Annotated in this window: 18 protein-coding genes; 10 read left to right on the top strand and 8 right to left on the bottom strand. The window is 42.1% G+C overall.

Features of this window, described 5'->3' with window-relative positions:
* Positions 1–64 precede the first annotated feature (64 nt).
* Positions 65–715 (top strand): tetratricopeptide repeat protein, encoded by a 651-nt coding sequence (locus MTO98_RS27125; RefSeq protein WP_243482120.1) that lies wholly within the window; start codon positions 65–67, stop codon positions 713–715.
* A 20-nt stretch (positions 716–735) separates the two neighbouring features.
* On the opposite strand, the gene MTO98_RS27120 is transcribed toward MTO98_RS27125, so the two are convergent.
* Together MTO98_RS27120 and gpmI are read right to left on the bottom strand one after the other, a co-directional pair.
* Positions 736–1302, bottom strand: coding sequence for a hypothetical protein (locus tag MTO98_RS27120; RefSeq protein WP_243482119.1), 567 nt, complete (start codon positions 1300–1302; stop codon positions 736–738).
* A complete protein-coding gene (gpmI, locus tag MTO98_RS27115; RefSeq protein WP_243482118.1) occupies positions 1289–2812 on the bottom strand; it encodes a 2,3-bisphosphoglycerate-independent phosphoglycerate mutase in 1524 nt (507 codons plus the stop codon). Before gpmI ends, MTO98_RS27120 begins: the two co-directional genes overlap by 14 nt.
* Before the next feature lie 193 nt (positions 2813–3005).
* Here gpmI and MTO98_RS27110 point away from each other — a divergent pair, with 193 nt between their 5' ends.
* The 6 genes from MTO98_RS27110 (at position 3006) to MTO98_RS27085 (ending at position 7822) form a co-directional block, all read left to right on the top strand.
* Complete coding sequence (locus MTO98_RS27110) at positions 3006–3401, top strand: DUF4783 domain-containing protein (RefSeq protein ID WP_243482117.1); 396 nt, start codon at positions 3006–3008, stop codon at positions 3399–3401.
* A gap of 162 nt (positions 3402–3563) precedes the next feature.
* A complete protein-coding gene (gene nadC / locus MTO98_RS27105; RefSeq protein ID WP_243482116.1) occupies positions 3564–4409 on the top strand; it encodes a carboxylating nicotinate-nucleotide diphosphorylase in 846 nt (281 codons plus the stop codon).
* Between the two features lie 103 nt (positions 4410–4512).
* On the top strand, positions 4513–5166 hold the full coding sequence (gene plsY / locus MTO98_RS27100; RefSeq protein ID WP_243482115.1) for a glycerol-3-phosphate 1-O-acyltransferase PlsY: 654 nt from the start codon (positions 4513–4515) through the stop codon (positions 5164–5166).
* 5 nt (positions 5167–5171) lie between these two features.
* Positions 5172–5972 (top strand): M48 family metallopeptidase, encoded by an 801-nt coding sequence (locus MTO98_RS27095; protein ID WP_243482114.1) that lies wholly within the window; start codon positions 5172–5174, stop codon positions 5970–5972.
* A gap of 47 nt (positions 5973–6019) precedes the next feature.
* Entirely contained in the window at positions 6020–6751 is a 732-nt protein-coding gene (locus MTO98_RS27090; protein WP_243482113.1) for a YqjF family protein, read from the top strand.
* Positions 6752–7024: 273 nt separating this feature from the next.
* Positions 7025–7822: a DUF3050 domain-containing protein gene (locus MTO98_RS27085; RefSeq protein WP_243482112.1), complete on the top strand. Its 798-nt coding sequence runs from the start codon at positions 7025–7027 to the stop codon at positions 7820–7822.
* A 182-nt stretch (positions 7823–8004) separates the two neighbouring features.
* Here MTO98_RS27085 and MTO98_RS27080 read toward each other — a convergent pair whose 3' ends face one another.
* Positions 8005–8841, bottom strand: coding sequence for an aminotransferase class IV (locus tag MTO98_RS27080; protein WP_243482111.1), 837 nt, complete (start codon positions 8839–8841; stop codon positions 8005–8007).
* Positions 8842–8913: 72 nt separating this feature from the next.
* Complete coding sequence (locus MTO98_RS27075) at positions 8914–9951, bottom strand: RluA family pseudouridine synthase (protein ID WP_243482110.1); 1038 nt, start codon at positions 9949–9951, stop codon at positions 8914–8916.
* Between the two features lie 75 nt (positions 9952–10026).
* Here MTO98_RS27075 and MTO98_RS27070 point away from each other — a divergent pair, with 75 nt between their 5' ends.
* Entirely contained in the window at positions 10027–10923 is an 897-nt protein-coding gene (locus MTO98_RS27070) for a 1-aminocyclopropane-1-carboxylate deaminase/D-cysteine desulfhydrase (protein ID WP_243482109.1), read from the top strand.
* Between the two features lie 284 nt (positions 10924–11207).
* Here the strand turns inward: MTO98_RS27070 and MTO98_RS27065 are convergent, their stop codons facing one another.
* The gene (locus MTO98_RS27065) at positions 11208–13229 is read right to left on the bottom strand and encodes a PAS domain S-box protein (RefSeq protein ID WP_243482108.1); all 2022 of its coding nucleotides are present in this window, start codon (positions 13227–13229) and stop codon (positions 11208–11210) included.
* Positions 13230–13573: 344 nt separating this feature from the next.
* Here MTO98_RS27065 and lat point away from each other — a divergent pair, with 344 nt between their 5' ends.
* Together lat and MTO98_RS27055 are read left to right on the top strand one after the other, a co-directional pair.
* Positions 13574–14905, top strand: coding sequence for an L-lysine 6-transaminase (lat, locus tag MTO98_RS27060; RefSeq protein ID WP_243482107.1), 1332 nt, complete (start codon positions 13574–13576; stop codon positions 14903–14905).
* A 227-nt stretch (positions 14906–15132) separates the two neighbouring features.
* Positions 15133–15570 carry a hypothetical protein gene (locus MTO98_RS27055; protein ID WP_243482106.1) on the top strand — a complete coding sequence of 146 codons (438 nt, stop codon included), beginning with the start codon at positions 15133–15135 and terminating at the stop codon, positions 15568–15570.
* A gap of 99 nt (positions 15571–15669) precedes the next feature.
* Here the strand turns inward: MTO98_RS27055 and bshB1 are convergent, their stop codons facing one another.
* From bshB1 to MTO98_RS27040, 3 genes are read right to left on the bottom strand one after another with little or no spacing between them, the layout of a single operon-like run.
* Positions 15670–16395 (bottom strand): bacillithiol biosynthesis deacetylase BshB1, encoded by a 726-nt coding sequence (gene bshB1, locus MTO98_RS27050; RefSeq protein WP_243482105.1) that lies wholly within the window; start codon positions 16393–16395, stop codon positions 15670–15672.
* Between the two features lie 16 nt (positions 16396–16411).
* Entirely contained in the window at positions 16412–16915 is a 504-nt protein-coding gene (locus MTO98_RS27045; RefSeq protein WP_243482104.1) for a glutathione peroxidase, read from the bottom strand.
* Positions 16916–16919: 4 nt separating this feature from the next.
* Positions 16920–17534, bottom strand: coding sequence for a DUF4294 domain-containing protein (locus MTO98_RS27040; RefSeq protein WP_243482103.1), 615 nt, complete (start codon positions 17532–17534; stop codon positions 16920–16922).
* Positions 17535–17601: the final 67 nt, after the last annotated feature.

Genomic DNA, 17601 nt, shown 5'->3' with positions numbered 1-17601 from the left:
GCATAATAATTTGATGCATTGATAGTTAATATAATACCATTTTTGTTTTACCAGTAATCCGTTAATGAAGTTATCAGTTATCCTGCCCCTTCTGATCATGTCTTCGCTTGAGTCGGCTATAGCGCAAAATGCATATGTGCGGCTTGGCCAGCAGGCACTCATGGACGGCGATTTCCGTTCGGCTGTGTCACACCTGGAAAAGGCATGCATAACTGATTCAACCAATGCCAACGCTATGTGGATGTTGGGGTATTCATATTATCATAGCGATAATTACAAGAAATCGATATTAGCATACACCAAGGTAATTGCCGTAAAGCCTGCTGATGCCACTGCGTATTATTACAGGGCAAGGGCAAAAAGCTATCTCGGACGAGACAATCAGGCGTCGGCGGCAGATAAGGAATTATATTTGTTGGGGGCTATTGTTGACCTTACAAAGGCCATTTCCATAAATAGCGACCTAAGGGATAACAAGTACTATCAAAACCGTGGTATAGCCTATCGTGATTATGGCGTTTTTAAACTGCAGGCAACTTCGCGTTTTTATGATAAAGCCAGAGGTATAAATTCGTTAAAGGCTTCTATTACCGATCTGGAAAAAGTACTTGCCGACAATCCAAGCCGCATGGATATTTCCGCACTGATCGATCAGTCAAGAGAAAAACTCATCCAGGCTACTACCGGCGTTAACACGCTGGTGAAACAGCATTAAAATTCACTTATTTTTTTCTCTTAACGTTTCGGCAAAGTTCCCTGCACTTTGTAATCATTGCGCCCCATCAGTTTTACATGTTGTGTTTTTTGGATCAGGTAAAGCGAATCGGGAAAATAGCTTAGCTTTTCGTTTGTTTCGTACAACAGGTTTTTGGTGTGGTTATAGATCAGGATCCATTCCACTTTATCACCGGCTTTTTTAATAATAATGCGGCGGGTTTTAAGTTCAGGTGTGCGCGCCCTGTAAACAATAGCGCTATCGCTGGTGCTAACTATATAACTGTTTTTCCAGGCCGGGCGGTTAATGTCTGATTGGATAAATAAATTAAGCTCCTGGTTCCAGTTGCCGATATGTACCGTTTTGGTTTCGGTAACGCCGTTATGGGTAACTGTTTTAACAACAGCCGGATTTAATTTGGTAAGGCGCGCTGAGTCGGCCCGGAAAAATGCTTTCAGGTCAAAATAAACCAGCTTTGCACCGCTTTGACGGTTATCGGGCCTGCATGAATATAAATTTGCTATTAACAATAAAAAGCCGCCCAACAGGGCGGCTTTGCTTATGCTTTTTGGATTAAACCAATACATTACCAGTCATTTCGGGAGGTATGGCAACACCTAATATACTTAATATTGTTGGCGCCACATCGCCCAGTTTTCCGTCTTTTACCTCTTTAACATCCTTATCAATCACAATACATGGCACCAGGTTGGTAGTATGTGCCGTATTTGGCGATCCATCCTCGTTGATCATATAATCAGCATTACCATGATCTGCCAGGATAATGAACGAATAGCCGTTGGCTAAACCTGCTTCAACAACAGCTTTGGTACAGCTATCGGCAGTTTCGGCTGCTTTAACTACTGCGCTGAAAACGCCGGTATGGCCAACCATATCGGTATTGGCAAAGTTAAGGCAAACAAAATCAGGCCAGCCGGTTTCCAATTCAGGAATGATAGCATCGCGGATGCCGGCAGCGCTCATTTCGGGCTGTAAATCGTAAGTAGCAACTTTTGGCGATGGTACTAATAACCTTTTCTCGTTGGCAAACTCTTTTTCCCTGCCGCCCGAAAAGAAGAAGGTTACGTGAGGGTATTTTTCAGTTTCCGCAATCCTGATCTGTGATTTCCCGGCATTTTGCAGGATCTCGCCGAGGGTTTTGGTCAGATCTTCCTTGTTGAAAACAACCTGTACATTCTTAAACGTTTCATCATATGGCGTCATGGTGATGTAACGGACATTAAGCGGGTGCATGTTATATTCGGGGAACGACTTTTGCGTTAGGGCAATACTAATCTCACGGCCCCTGTCGGTACGGAAGTTAAAGCAGATCACCACATCGCCGTCTTTAATAACTGCCAGCGGTTTTCCTTCGCCGTCAACAGCAACTATCGGTTTTACAAACTCATCAGTAACATCCTCAAGGTATGAGTGCTTGATAAGGTCGGTAACATTTTGAGTTGGGGTGCCAAGGCCGTTAACTAACAAATCGTAAGCCAGTTTAACGCGCTCCCAGCGGTTATCACGATCCATAGCGTAATAACGACCGATAGCCGAAGCTATTTTAGCGCCGGTACCGGCAATATGCTCTTCCAGATCAGTAATGAAACCTAAACCCGATTTAGGGTCGGTATCGCGGCCGTCTAAAAAGGCATGGATATACACATTGTTAACATCCAGTTGCTTAGCAGCGTCGCAAAGGCCTTTTACATGCCTGATGTGCGAGTGCACACCACCATCAGATACTAAACCGATGAAGTGTACATCTTTATTGTTTTGTTTTGCGTATTCAAAGGCATCTTTCAATACGGGGATGGTTGGCAGCTCATTGTCATCAACCGCTTTATGAATGCGGCCAAGTTCCTGGTAAACCACGCGGCCGGCACCAAGGTTCATATGGCCAACCTCTGAGTTGCCCATTTGCCCCGCAGGTAAGCCCACTGCTATTCCTGAAGCTTCAAGTTTTGAATTTGGATATTGCTTAAGCAAGCCATCAACAAAAGGAGTATTGGCAGCCACTATAGCGTTTGATTGATCGTTGCGGCCGTAACCCCAGCCATCAAGTATTATTAATGCGAGTTTTTTTTTGTTTTCCACAATGCAAATATAAAGGCAACGGGGTACTTTATATATAATTTTTTAATTTAGGTTAGCAGCCTGAAATAAAAGTGCGACTTGCGTGTTAATATGTATTGTATAAGATTTTGAAATACCTTTTCATCTTATATAAAATCAACTAACCTGTTAGTCGTCCCTGTAACTTTAGCACCCATTAGTACGTTATTATAGTATGAAATTGAAATACTTGCCATCGTTTATTTTGTTATTGCTGATCCCATACGCTTCATATGCCGATGTGTTAGATAACGTAGCTAATCTTTTAAAGGCCGGTAACACCAAAGAGCTATCCAAGCTATTTGCCAATAACGTGGAGATAACCATGATGGAGGAGGAGAATGTTTACTCGCAAACCCAGGCTGCAGTTATATTGGATAAATTTTTTGCTAAAAATAAACCCCAGGGCATAAAACTCCTGCACAAAGTAAACTCGGGAGGCAACTACCATTTTGGTGTTTATATCTTAAATACCGATAAAGGTGAGTTCAGGGTTGCCATTACGCTGAAAGATGCCGGCAAAGGCACTAATGTTGTTGAGTTAAAAATCGAAGACGAGAAGGTGAAATGATCTGATTTGAAAATTTGAAGATTGGTTAATTTGAAAATGAATATGCTTTGACATTATCAAATTTTCAAATCAACGTATTTTCAAATTCATTTTATCATACATAGCCATCAAACCCCCGCATTTAAAAATTGTTGTTACTTTTGACACTCAAAAAGTACGCAATTGGATAAGGAACTAATACATCAGTTTATAAATAATGCTTTAAGTGAGGATGTTGGCGATGGCGATCATACTTCACTTTCAACTATCCCTGCTGAAGCTACGGGCAAAGCCCGGCTTTTAGTTAAGGACGAAGGAATACTGGCCGGTGTTGAGCTGGCTGCCGAGATATTTCATGTGGTTGATCCCAATCTTAAACTTACTGTGTTTTTGCAGGATGGTACGCCGGTTAAATATAAAGACGTTGCCTTTGAGGTTGAAGGCAGTTCGCGAAGCATTTTAACTGCCGAGCGTTTGGTACTGAATTGCATGCAGCGCATGTCGGGAATTGCTACAAAAACCCGCGAAATAGTTGACTTGCTGAAAGGAACAAATACTAAAGTTTTGGATACCCGCAAAACTACCCCGGGTATTCGTTACCTCGAAAAATGGGCAGTGCGCATTGGCGGAGGTGTAAACCACCGGTTTGGTTTGTACGATATGATCCTGATCAAGGACAACCATGTTGATTACGCAGGCGGGATAAGGCAAGCCATTGAAAGTGCTAATCAATACCTCGCTAACACCGGAAAAAAATTGGCTATTGAAATTGAGGTACGTAACCTTGATGAGCTGGAGCAGGTTTTACAAACAGGTAACGTAAACCGTATATTGATAGACAACTTTAATTTCGATAACCTGCGCCAGGCTGTAGCCATGAACAAGGGGCGCTTTATTACCGAAGCTTCGGGAGGGATAACCATTGATAATATCCGCGAATATGCGGATTGCGGGGTTGATTACATTTCTGTAGGGGCGCTTACACATTCGGTTAAAAGCCTTGACCTTAGTCTGAAAGCTGTAAAGTAAGGGGAGTTAAAAATCAAATAACATATTATTTAACAAAGTTTAGTGGTAAAAGCGCTGCGATTAAAACGCTTTTACCGCTTCAATTTTGTAATATTGCACGAGAATGATAACCGTTTACTCTGTTACAGCGCTTATAATGGCTTATCTATGCGGCTCAATACCAACGGCTGTTTGGATAGGTATGGCTTTTTACAAAGTGGATGTACGAGAGTACGGAAGCGGTAATGCTGGTGCTACAAATACTTTTCGCGTGCTTGGTAAACAGGCAGGCATTCCGGTGATGCTGCTTGATATTTTTAAAGGCTGGGCAGCAACCAACTTCGCTTATTTTATTGGGGCATCTGCAACAGGTGCTATCAATTCAACCGCCTATACAAACTATGAGCTTGCTTTGGGTATCGCAGCAGTTATGGGGCACCTGTTCCCGATTTTTGCAGGATTTAGAGGGGGCAAAGGCGTAGCAACCTTGTTTGGAATGATTTTGGCTATACATTTCCATGCCGCTTTATTGTGTATAATTGTTTTTATAACGGTATTGCTGATCTCAAAATATGTGTCGCTGAGCTCAATTGCAGCTGCCTTTACTTATCCTATAGGCGTTACATTTGTGTTCCCAACACCTATCCGGTCGATAGTAATTTACGGCATGTGCATTTGTGTGCTTGTGCTTGTAACCCACCAAAAAAATATTGAACGCTTAATAAGGGGCAAAGAATCGAAAGTTAATTTTTTTAAAAAGAAAACAACAACTTCCTGATCACCATGAAAAAGTTTAAACCTGCATTAGTCCTGATAGCTGTCATGGCTGTCTTTTCATGTTCAACTGTGCCGTTAACCGGCCGTAAACAATTAAGCCTTGTTGGTGATGCCGAAGTAAATCAGTCGGCTGCGGCAAGCTACAAACAACTGCTCACCGACCCTAAAACCAAAGTAGTAGCCAGTGGTGCCGACGCGCAACGCGTTAAAACCATTGGTAACAGGCTTGCTGTAGCCATTGAAAAATACCTGAAAGAAAATGGCTATGGCGATCAGTATAACTTTCAATGGGAATTTAACCTGATCCAAAGCACCGAAGTTAACGCCTGGTGTATGCCAGGAGGCAAGGTGGCCGTTTACAGCGGATTGTTACCTGTTGCCAATACAGATGCTTACCTTGCTGTGGTTATGGGCCACGAAATTGGTCATGCCATAGCACGCCACTCGGCCGAACGTATTTCGCAGGAGATGCTGGTACAAGGCGGCGGACAGTTAGTGGGCGCGGCTACAAGCCAGCAATCGCAGGCTACACAAACCGCTATCAGCACTTTATACGGAGTTGGAAGCCAGTTGAAATTACTTGCTTACTCACGTAACCAGGAATCGGAGGCCGATCGTTTAGGTTTAACCTTTATGGCTATGGCTGGTTATGATCCGCATAATGCTATAGCTTTCTGGCAGCGCATGGCAGCTCAAAATAAAGGTGGGGCTCCACCTGAGTTTTTAAGCACACACCCTGCCGACGCAACCCGTATTGCCAATATCCAGAACCTCATACCCGAGGCTATGAAATATTATAAAAACTAATCATCAATAATGAATCCCGCCCGTGAAAAGGCGGGATTTTTCTTTTTATGGCTAAAAGCGAGTTTTTAAAAGCACAATGGAAAAACCTGGTAATGCTCAATTACGAGGTTGATGCCGCTATATTAAAACCTTACATCCCGGCGGGTACCGTGCTTGATCTTTGGGAAGGCAAGGCGCTGGTAAGCATGGTTGGTTTCATGTTTCTGGATACACGGGTGCTGGGCATAAAATGGCCGTGGCATGTAAACTTTGAAGAGGTAAACCTGCGTTTTTATGTGCGATATAACAATGGTACCGAATGGAAGAGGGGGGCTGTTTTCATCAGTGAGATAGTGCCGAAAAGCATGATCATGCTTATTGCCAATAATCTTTATAAAGAGCATTACCGCGCCCTGCCTATGCGTAGTTCCGTCATCGCAGCAGCAGATAACCATACCCAATTTTTATACGAATGGAAGCTTAACGGCCGTTGGAATAAACTCGGCGCAACAGCGAGTAATGAGTTGGTTGACATCAAAACCGGTAGCCCGGAAGAGTTTATTCTGGAGCATTACTGGGGGTACAACGGTTTAAGCGATACCAAAACTATGGAATATCAGGTTGAACACATCTCATGGCAAACCGGGTTGGTGTGCGATTATGTTTTTGATGCGGATGTTACCGCACTGTACGGCGAAGTATTTAAACCGTTTTTGGAGAGGGAGCCTGTTTCGGCTTTCTATGCGCTTGGGTCGGATATTGTAGTTAGGATGGGGGAGAAAATAGTGGTGAGGAAGTAAGGGGGTGCAAAAAGCTGCTTAATAAAAACTTCATTCCGAGGAACGAAGCAATCGCGAACTACACATAGCGGCTCTGCTAATTAGAGATTACTTCGTTCCTCGGAATGACGCGGTGGAGATTCTATTTCCAATTCGTAATTCACATTGTGTCGTTTTAAACATCGTTCTTCTAAAAGCGTTTTAACCCCTCATCACCACCCCGTCAAAAAAAATAATTACTTCATTAATAATCACCCTGTTTGCTATTTTTGCTGCCCATACAATTTTTGATACATGGCTAATAACAGCAACCGCATTGCACAATTAAAGAACGAGATCCAGCCTTTACGTAATCAGCTTATCAGTCACGAGCTTTATAAAAACATTACTTCGCTTGATGAACTTACCGTTTTTATGGAGCACCATGTATTTGCTGTTTGGGATTTTATGTCGCTGTTAAAAGCTTTGCAGCAAAAGCTCACCTGCACTATTACGCCATGGATGCCAACAGGCAACGCAAATACCCGTTACCTGATCAATGAAATTGTTGCAGGCGAAGAAAGCGATATCGACGAGGAAGGTAACCGGGCAAGCCATTTCGAACTTTACCTGCGGGCCATGCAGCAAGCAGGCAGTGCAGCCGAAGGGATCAATAACCTATTTAATGAGCTGAACTTCGGCAAGCATATTGATGAGGCGCTCATTATTGCTAATATTCCCGTTGCTGCACGAAGCTTTGTACAGCATACCTTTGATGTTATTGATACCAATAAAGATTACCTGCAAGCAGCTGTATTCACTTTTGGCCGTGAAGACCTGATCCCTGATATGTTTGTGAGCATAGTAAAGGAACTAAGCCAGCAGTTACCGGGCAAGGTGGATATCCTTTTATACTATCTTGAGCGCCACATTGAAGTTGACGGCGACCACCACTCTCAACTGGCCTACCAAATGACCGCCGAACTTTGCGGCGAGGATGACAGCAAATGGGCCGAGGCTACTGCGGCTGTTAAAGAAGCTTTACTGGCACGTATTGCCCTTTGGGATGGAATTTTGGAGGGGATTAAAGTACAAGAAGTAAGCTCTCTTTAAATATCATTCTATAATAAAATTGTCATTTCGATAGAGCAGGGGGGCTATAAGCGCCGGGGCGAAAGAGAAATCTTATGCGCCCTGTAAAACAATTGTGCATGGCGTATAAGATTTTTCTCCTCACGCTAACGCTCATTCCCTAACACATTCGTCGAAATGGCAATCGGCAGGAAACTAAATACCTACAATTTATTCAGCTCATCCATCAGCACCTTGCTGTACTGGTTAAAATAACGCCTTACACCAAAACCCATCACGGTTTGGATGCCGCGGGTGGCATTGGTTAGAAACACTTCGTCGGCTTCGTATAAAATGTCGGGGTTGATCTGGGCTTCGGTTATCTCGATGTTATTTTCTTTGGCCATTTTAATCACTACATGGCGCATAACGCCTTCAACGCAGCCTTCACTTAGTGCCGGGGTATATAAATGATTTTGATAATTGATGAAAATATTGGAGCTGCTGGCCTCGCAGAGGTTACCATTTTGGTTCAGCAAAAAAACATCATCCAGCTTGTTTTGGGTTTTGTATAAGCTGGCCATAACATAGATAAGCGAGTTGCAGGTTTTAATATTTGACAGATAATTTGAGGGTTTGGGTAATTCCGTAAACACATCCATGATCAGGCCTTTCTCGTTCAAAAAATACCGGGGCTCTTCTGATGGGGTTAGCTCCAGGCAATAACCCATTTTATTTTGGGTGGGAGTATACAAACCTTCGGCATCACGGTAAACGGTTAGGCGCAGCCTGCCGTGTTTTACCTTGTTCCGGCGGGCAAGTTCATTAACAATATCGTTCAGAAACCAGGTGTCCATTTGCGAATAGCCATCAATTTTAAGGGCTTTCATACCCCGTTGAAGGCGGTCGGCATGCAGTTCGGCAAATTTTAGTTTTCCTTTCATCAACCGCATGCTTTCAAACAGGCCATCGCCATATTTAAAGCCCCTGTTGCCAATGGAAAGCAATGGTGTGTTTTGTGGGAGATATTCGCCGTTAAAATTGATGAATACGGGCATCATGGACAGGTAGATATTATAATTTGATCGTGTTTATTGGGTTACCAGGTATTATTTGTCTTCTTTATCTAACGTCTATTGCTTCGTATCTGTATCACTGTATTTTCGCCATTTTGCAAGTACTGCTTCAAAATCAGGTGGCAGCGGCGATTCAAAATGTACCTGCTTTTTTAACGTGGGGTGTAAAAAGCCCAGCGTTTGCGCATGCAGGGCCTGCCGCGGCATCAGTTCAAAGCAGTTTTCAACAAACTGTTTGTATTTGCTGAACATGGTACCCTTCAAAATTTTATCGCCGCCATAAGTGGCATCGCTAAACAAGGGGTGACCGATATGCCTCATATGTGCCCTGATCTGGTGGGTGCGCCCGGTTTCCAGCTGGCACTCGATCAGGGTAACATAACCCATACGCTCCAGGACTTTATAATGTGTTACCGACCATTTGCCCTTTTCAGGATCGTCGTATATCGACATTACCCGCCTGTCGGCAACGCTGCGGCCAATATAGCCGGTTACGGTACCATCTTCGGGCAGATCGCCCCAGGCAAGCGCTATGTATTTGCGGGTGATGGTATGATCAAAAAACTGCTTAGCCAGCCAGTTCATGGAGCGCTCGTTTTTACTGATAAGCAACAGCCCTGAAGTGTCTTTGTCAATGCGGTGTACAAGCCCGGGCCGCCCATCATTGCCCGGTAAGGTGGGCAATTGCTGAAAATGATATACCAGCGCATTTACTAATGTGCCTGTATAGTTGTTATAGCCCGGGTGAACCACCATGCCCGCTTCCTTATCAACCACCAATACATCATCATCCTCATAAATGATATTGATAGGAATGTTTTCGGGATAAACCTCGGTATCACGCGGCGGGTGCGGTAACACTACCGAAATCACATCAAGCGGCTTTACTTTATAGCTTGATTTAATGGTTTTATCGTTCACCAGCACATTGCCCAGTTCAATTGCATTTTGAATACGGTTGCGTGAAGCATTCTCTACGCGGTGCATCAAAAATTTATCAATACGTAAAAGCGACTGGCCCTTGTCAACCACTATGCGTAAGTGCTCATACAAGTCCTGTTCTTCCTGCTCAACAAGTTCGGGTTCGTGTGCCATTTGAGGCGCAAAAGTAATCGTTTTTTGTGGTAGGTTAAACGTAATATTGCAATAGCATTAAGGCCATATTATTTTATGAACATCGATCTTGAGATTTTTAGCCCTGTACAGCAAATCAACAGCCCTTTGTTTGATCGCCAGGGTATAAAAGTTTTCATCAAGCGCGATGATCTGATCCACCCAATGATATCAGGAAATAAATGGCGTAAACTTAAATATGTACTTAAACATGCTCAGGCTGAGGGGAAAACGCACCTTGTAACCTTTGGGGGAGCTTATTCAAACCACCTGTTAGCTACGGCAGCTGCTGCGGCAAAATTTGGATTTAAATCAACAGGTATTGTAAGGGGCGAGCAAGTTGATAACGACACTTTGTTTTTATGCCGTTTGCATGGTATGGCACTGCAGTTTACAGATCGTGACAGTTATCGTGATAAACCCACCCTGTTCAATCAATATTTTGATAATGATGACCAGGCTTTTTTTATCGATGAGGGTGGTGCCTCTGCCGAAGGGGCCAGGGGTTGCAGCGAACTGGTTGATGAGCTAACGGAGCCCTATGATCATATTTTTTGCGCCTGCGGTACCGGCACAACGGCGGCAGGTATCATTAACGGATTAAGCAATCATCAACTAAAAACAAAATTTAATGCGGTGCCTGTGTTTAAGAATGGCGGGTTTATTAAGGATGAGATAAACCGCTTTTTAACAGCACCGGCAGATTATGATATACACACCGGTTATCACTTTGGCGGTTACGGAAAAGCAAATGATGAGCTTGTAAGTTTTATTAAACAGTTTGTTGCAGCAACAGGCATATTGATAGAGCCTGTATACACAGGCAAGATGATGTATGCTTTATATGATCTGATAACCAAAGGACACTTTGAACCCGGCAGCAAAATCATGGCAATACATAGCGGGGGCATTTGGGGCTTATTGGGGATGAAAGAAAAATTTAATCAGCACTAATCACACGAATGGGTTCGAATTTATATGAATGCCAGGGCAATCGCTTTTAAAATGATCAGACCTGTGAATAGAAAGGGACTGAAAAATTTTTACACGAATTGATTTTCAAATTGGCCACAATTAATCGGATTACACGAATTTTTTATTGATGCCGATTTGAAATTCGTGTAATTCGATTAATTTGTAAAAATTTGTGTAAAAATTTCTTATCTATCCTCCTTCAATAGTTTAAAAGCGAGTTCCCTGATACGAATCAGAATAATTCGTGTAATTCGCTCTAATTGCTAACCATGGTGCAGATCATTCGTGTTTATTGGAATCTCGAAGTAAAAGATTGAGCCTTCGCCGTAAGTGCTTTCAACCCAAAGCCTGCCATGGTGACGGTTAACTATTTCCTGGCAAATGTATAACCCTATCCCTAACCCCGACATATGTGAGGCGAGGTTTTCAACGCGATAAAAGCGCGAAAATACCCTGTCCAGTTGATCGGGTTGGATTCCGATACCAAAATCCTGCACAGACACCCTGAACTTGTTGTTGATAACCGTGGCTTCAATGATCACTTTATCTGCCTTCGGCGAATATTTGACAGCATTTGTTACCAGGTTAATAATAACCTGCTCTATGCGCTGGCAATCGGCATTAATAATTAATTCTTTGAAAGGCAGATTTAAAGTGAGTTCGTGAGACGGCCCTGTTTGCTGCAGGATCTCCCTCGATTCGGAAAGTAATTTTATTACATCAAAATTGGCGTAGGTAAAAGGAAGTTTACCGGTTTGAATTTTGGTAACATCAAGCAAATCTGATATCAGTGTGGTTAGTTTACCCACCTGTTCAAGCGCGCGGTTGGCAAGGGGCTTATTTTTATCATCAGGAGATAGATTGCGCGCTATGATCTGCAGATATCCTTTCAGGCTGGTAACAGGGGTTTTTAGCTCATGGCTGGCAAGACCTATAAATTCGTCCTTTTTTTCATTAAGTTGCTTAATATCTTCGTACAGTTTTGCATTATCAAGCGCTACTGCTGCCTGGGCGGCAACGGCCAAAACAAGTTGCTCATGCTCTATCGTAAATCTTGCGGGTTGTTCGTGGCCAAAAAACAAACCGCCAATAACCTCGCCCGATTTGGCCCTTACCGGCACTGCCAGGTAACTTACTACGGGAAGGTGTCCTTTAGGCATCCCAAAATGCGGGGCATTTTTTCCATAACGCGGATCTTTGGTAATGTCATCAACCCTAACTGTTCTTTCGCCGCTGAATGTAGGGTGAAAAACTGCTGTGTTGCGCGGCATACCAAATTTTTCAAATGCTTCCCGTGGCGCTCCTGAAAGAGTGAACAGCATGTACGATTCGCCCTGTTCGTTAACCTGATTATGAAAAAAGGCACCAAACTTTGCACCGCATAACTGGGTAGTGGCATCAGTAACTTTTTGCAGGATGCTTTGAATATCCAGCTCGGCCGAAATAACCTGGCCTATTGAATTTAAGATCTCCAGGCGTTCGGCGTATTGCAGCAGCTTTTCTTCTGATTTTTTTTGTCGGCCTATATCACGTATTATTTTTGATGCCCCGATTACCTGGTTGGCGCTGTTTCTGATGGGAGATATAGTAAGCGAAATTTGTATCTCTTCGCCGCTTTTTGTTTTACGAATGGTTTCAAAATGCTCAATTCTTTCGTTGGCCCGTATTTTTTTGATGATCAGTTCTTCTTCATCATAGCGGTCTTCGGGGATTAGTACTGTGATATGCTTGCCTATAATTTCATCTTCGGTATAGCCAAATAAACGTTGGGCAGCATAGTTCCAACTGGTAATGATGCCAGCCAGGTTTTTACTTACAATGGCATCTTCTGATGACTCGATGATAGATGCCAGCATGCCTTGTTTTGATTCGGCATTTTTTTGTTCGGTAATATCTATCAAGATGTTGACGGCTCCGGTCAGCTCTCCGCTGTCATTAAAAAGGGGCTTGGGATTTGATAATATACAATTAATGTTGCCGTCGGGGTGTTTAATATATATTTCCTGCTGTTTTACAGCTTTGCCATATTTTAACACCTTGCCCGTTGGCATTTCTTCGGGTTTTAGCAGGGCACCATCAGCATCAAATATCTCCCGGTTGATGTGCCATTTGTCTTTGTTTAACTCGGGCGTTTTACCCCAAAGCTTTACTGCTGCTTTGTTGAAAGAGGTTATATATCCCTCCTTGTTGCAGCTATAAACAGCAACGGGCAAGTCTTCAAGCAAGTTGAGGGCAACAAGGTTACTAAATGTTGCCTTTAGGGCAGATAACTGATTTTCTCCCATGGGTTAATTATATAATACTCCCTTTGGTTGTATATGCTACGAATTTAATATTAAAATATTCAACTGATCAGAAATTAATCAAAAAGAAAACGCTGGTTATGAAAATGAGGAGAAATTATAATAGCATCTGCAGCAGATAACTTTGCTTGTTACCGGGTTGTAAAAGTGGCTTTTGCTCATTCTTTTTTCAAGTATCAGAGTTAAAAACAAGTGTACCGGTTTTGAGTTTGGTACAAAAAGTAACTTTAAACAATTTAAAGTTACTTTTTTGTCAATCGGTTCAAAAACCGCCTAAATTTTGAATTTAGGCGGTTTTTGCTAAATTTGTAATAAACCCAATTGATATGTACAACCTACTTGTTTCTCCTCAGGATGTCCAGGCATCGCTTCAAAAGCATGTGCTGGCCGATGGCTTCGACCTAACTTTTGACATGGAAAAAAGTAAGGGTGTTTATATTTATGATGCTAAATATAAACGTACACTGCTTGACTTTTTTACCTGCTTTGCTTCGGTACCTCTGGGCTATAATCATCCCAAAATGCTGAATGATGAAGAGTTTAAGAAAAACCTGATGCTTGCGGCTTTAACTAATCCGTCAAATTCAGATATCTACACAACTCAATACGCCCAGTTTGTTGAAACATTTGATAGGGTAGGGATTCCTGACTACTTACCGCACGCCTTTTTTATTGCCGGTGGTGCGCTTGCTATTGAAAATGCACTGAAAGTGGCTATGGACTGGAAAGTACAAAAAAACTTTGCCAGGGGTTATACTAAAGAAAAGGGCTTTAAAGTATTGCATTTTGAGCACGCCTTTCACGGCCGCTCGGGTTATACCCTTAGTCTTACCAATACGCTGCCTAATAAAACTAAGTGGTTTGCCAAGTTTGACTGGCCGCGGGTATCTGTGCCTTATATGAATTTTCCTTATAGTGATGCTAATCATGAAGATCTGTTAAAGAGAGAGCAACTATCGGTAACACAAATAAGAAAAGCATTTAAAGATAATAAGGATGACATATGTGCCATAATAATTGAGCCTGTACAATCAGAAGGTGGGGATAACCACGTACGTAAGGAGTTTTTAGAGAAACTGCGTGAGCTTGCCGATGAGTATGAGGCGTTGTTAGTTTACGATGAAGTGCAAACCGGGGTTGGTTTAACAGGTAAATTCTGGTGCCATGAACATTTTGGCGAACAAGCGCGCCCGGATATCATAGCTTTTGGTAAAAAGATGCAGGTTTGCGGTATATTGGCCGGTAAACGCATTGATGAGGTTGAAGATAACGTGTTTAAAGTATCATCGCGCATCAACTCAACCTGGGGAGGGAGTTTGGTTGATATGGTACGCTCATCCAAAATTATGGAGATAATTGAGGAAGATAACCTATGCGAAAATGCGGCAGTTATGGGAGAATACCTGCAAAACGGGCTTAGTGAAATTGCCGAACGCCAGCCGATGATAAGTAATGTACGGGGAAAAGGACTACTGACAGCTTTTGATTTTCCGGATAAATCAACAAGAGATAGTTTTATTAAAAAAGGTTTTGATAATAATATTATGTACCTTGGCTGTGGTGAAAAGAGTGTACGTTTCCGTCCTGCACTTATAATTGAAAAAAGCCATATCGATATTGGCCTTGACATGCTTGAACAGCTTTCGGCCACTTTATAGATAGTTGGATAAAAACTGCAATTATCGTTTCGGTTATAGCTAAACCCGCTCCGTAAACGGATAAAATTAACTAATATTTAATAAGGTAAAACCCCATCTATTATTTAGAAATAGTAAAAGATATTAATATAGGCTACTTTTTTTCCAAAATATGCCATATTTTTTGTTATTATTCCGATTAGATTTGTTGCAACCCTATTAAAGTAGCGTAGTTCTATTCAATCACCATGAGCAAACACATAGAGAAATTAAAGAAGCAACTGGTTGAAGTAGCCGAAGTTGTAAACTCATTCCAGTCTGAAGCTGTGCAGGTACGGATAATTGACCGTTTACTGGAAGTTATGATCGAATCGGAAAAAGTAGATGCCGAAGGTGTTGAAATATTTGGTAAAAAAACAAGGAAATTACGTATTGAGGATGAAGGTGGGGCTGTTTCGGGCCGTAAAAAGCCAGGTGCCACTAAAATACTTAATCAGTTATTAAGTACAGATTTTTTCGATACTCAGCGTTCTATATCATCCATTGCCAATTACTGTAAAGATCAGTATGATTCAGATTTTAAAACGTCTGAACTTTCAGGCATCCTTTTAAAATTAGCTAATGAAAATAAGCTTAGGAGAGAAAGAAGCAATGAGAATAATCGCTTTGAATATATTAAAGCATAAGTATCATTATACTTGCTTCAAATAAAAAAGGAACCTGATTTCAGGTTCCTTTTTTATTTGAATTATATAGATTATATATAATTTATAGTTAAATAAATATTATTTTAGGTTAAATAAATTATCTACGCCTAAAATTTTCCTGCTTGTAAAGCCTTCGGCATATTTTGCCTGGATACTTTTGCCAAATTCGCGGGCCCGGCCCGTCACTATTTCAATAAAATCGGGCGTTGAAATATAGGTTTGTGGTTCACCTTCCCAGCTTGGGTTATAAAATTGTGAACCATAGGCGTAAATACTTTCTATTTTTTTATCCCAATGTTCGGTTACATCAATTAATATATCAGGGGTTATATAATTATCCTGTATAAAGTGGAGTACAATATCCGGCCGCCACGCATCCTGAAGTATACCATCGGCATCAAATGTTTCTATTTTTCGCAAACCTGCTAAAAATGCCGAAGCTTCAACCAGTTCATTAGCACGGCCATGATCAGGGTGGCGGTCATGATAAGCATTGGTTATTACAATTGAAGGGCGAAATTTGCGAATGGCCTCAATTACTTTTACCTGGTGCTCGCGGGTGTTTTCAAAAAAGGCGTCGGGAAGGCCCAGGTTTTCACGTACGGCTAAACCTAATATTTCGGCAGCGGCTGCTGCTTCCTGTTTACGGATCTCGGCAGAGCCGCGAGTACCCAGTTCGCCGCGGGTAAGATCAACAATGCCAACCTTATGGCCAAGGGCAATATGTTTTAAAATTGTACCTGAACAACCTAACTCAGCATCATCAGGGTGTACCGATAAAACTAATATATCTAATTTAAGCATGCGCAAAAGTAATTTATTAGATAGATGCCGCTGTCAGCAGGCGGTCAATCTTTCGCCTGATCTTTGACGAGTTGGGCTTGGTAAAAGGATAGTAAAAATCAACCACATGCCCTGTCTTGTCGATCAAAAACTTGTGAAAATTCCAGCGGGGGACCGAACGTAGATTTCCGTTCTCTTTTTTATCGGCAAAAAACTGATACAAAGGATCGGCATAGGGTCCGCGTACCCGTATTTTTTGAAATATTGGATAATTAGCCCCGTAATTTTCACAAAACACGGCTATCGCCTCACCATCCAGGGGTTCCTGGCCACCAAAATCATTTGAAGGGAATGCAAGGATTTCAAAGTCTTTGCCTTCAAAACCGGCTTTCAATGCCGCAAGTTCTTTTAGCTGGGGCGTAAAGCCGCATTGTGAGGCTGTGTTTACTATTAAAAGAACCTTGTTGTTATATTCGGAAAGACTAATTTCTTCACCGTTTAACTTGTGAACGTTAAACTGGTAAATGCTTCTATTATCCATTAAACTAATTGCTGTATGAATTATACCCGGCCTGGTTTAATATGGCCTCGATATCTTTTTGTTCTTCAGGGTCGTAGGTTTCTTTGAGGTTGTGGCCAAATATACTGGCTACCGACTGGAACATGAAAGCCTTAAAACCGCCCTTTAACTCTTTAACCATAGCAAAGCTGGTTTGCCCGGTTTCGCGGTCGATAAGCTTAATTAAAACCTCTCCCTGACTAATTGTCAGGTTCTTGATTTCCTTGTTGAACAGGTTTTTTATTTCACCCTCGCAGGTACTCACTAATTCTTTTTGTTTTTTCCTATCGGCTGTAACAGCCAGGTCGCGCTGTAACTGGCGGTACCTTTGCCCTGCAAAACGTGCGTAGGGCAACACTTTCATTACATTATAGCGCAAACGGCGATAGTTTAGCCTATCGGCCTCGCTTGCAAAAATGCGGGTATCTACAATTTTTACTTCTGGCTCAACTATCCATGGTACAAGCTCGCCGTCAAGATTGGTCATTGCCGTCCTGATGGTATCATTTTTGCCAAGTTTTACAGATGCAGGAGTAACTGTTTGGGCCTTCGCAGCACCCATTAAGCAACATAACAGCAACAGAGAACCAATAAATTTCATATTTTTACTTAATACAAAAATAATGTAATTTTTTTTGGTATTTTACTAATACCTGCAATAATATTTA

The sequence above is a fragment of the Mucilaginibacter sp. SMC90 genome (assembly GCF_022811725.1).
Lineage (GTDB): Bacteria > Bacteroidota > Bacteroidia > Sphingobacteriales > Sphingobacteriaceae > Mucilaginibacter.
This window is presented reverse-complemented; position numbering and strand designations above follow the sequence as displayed.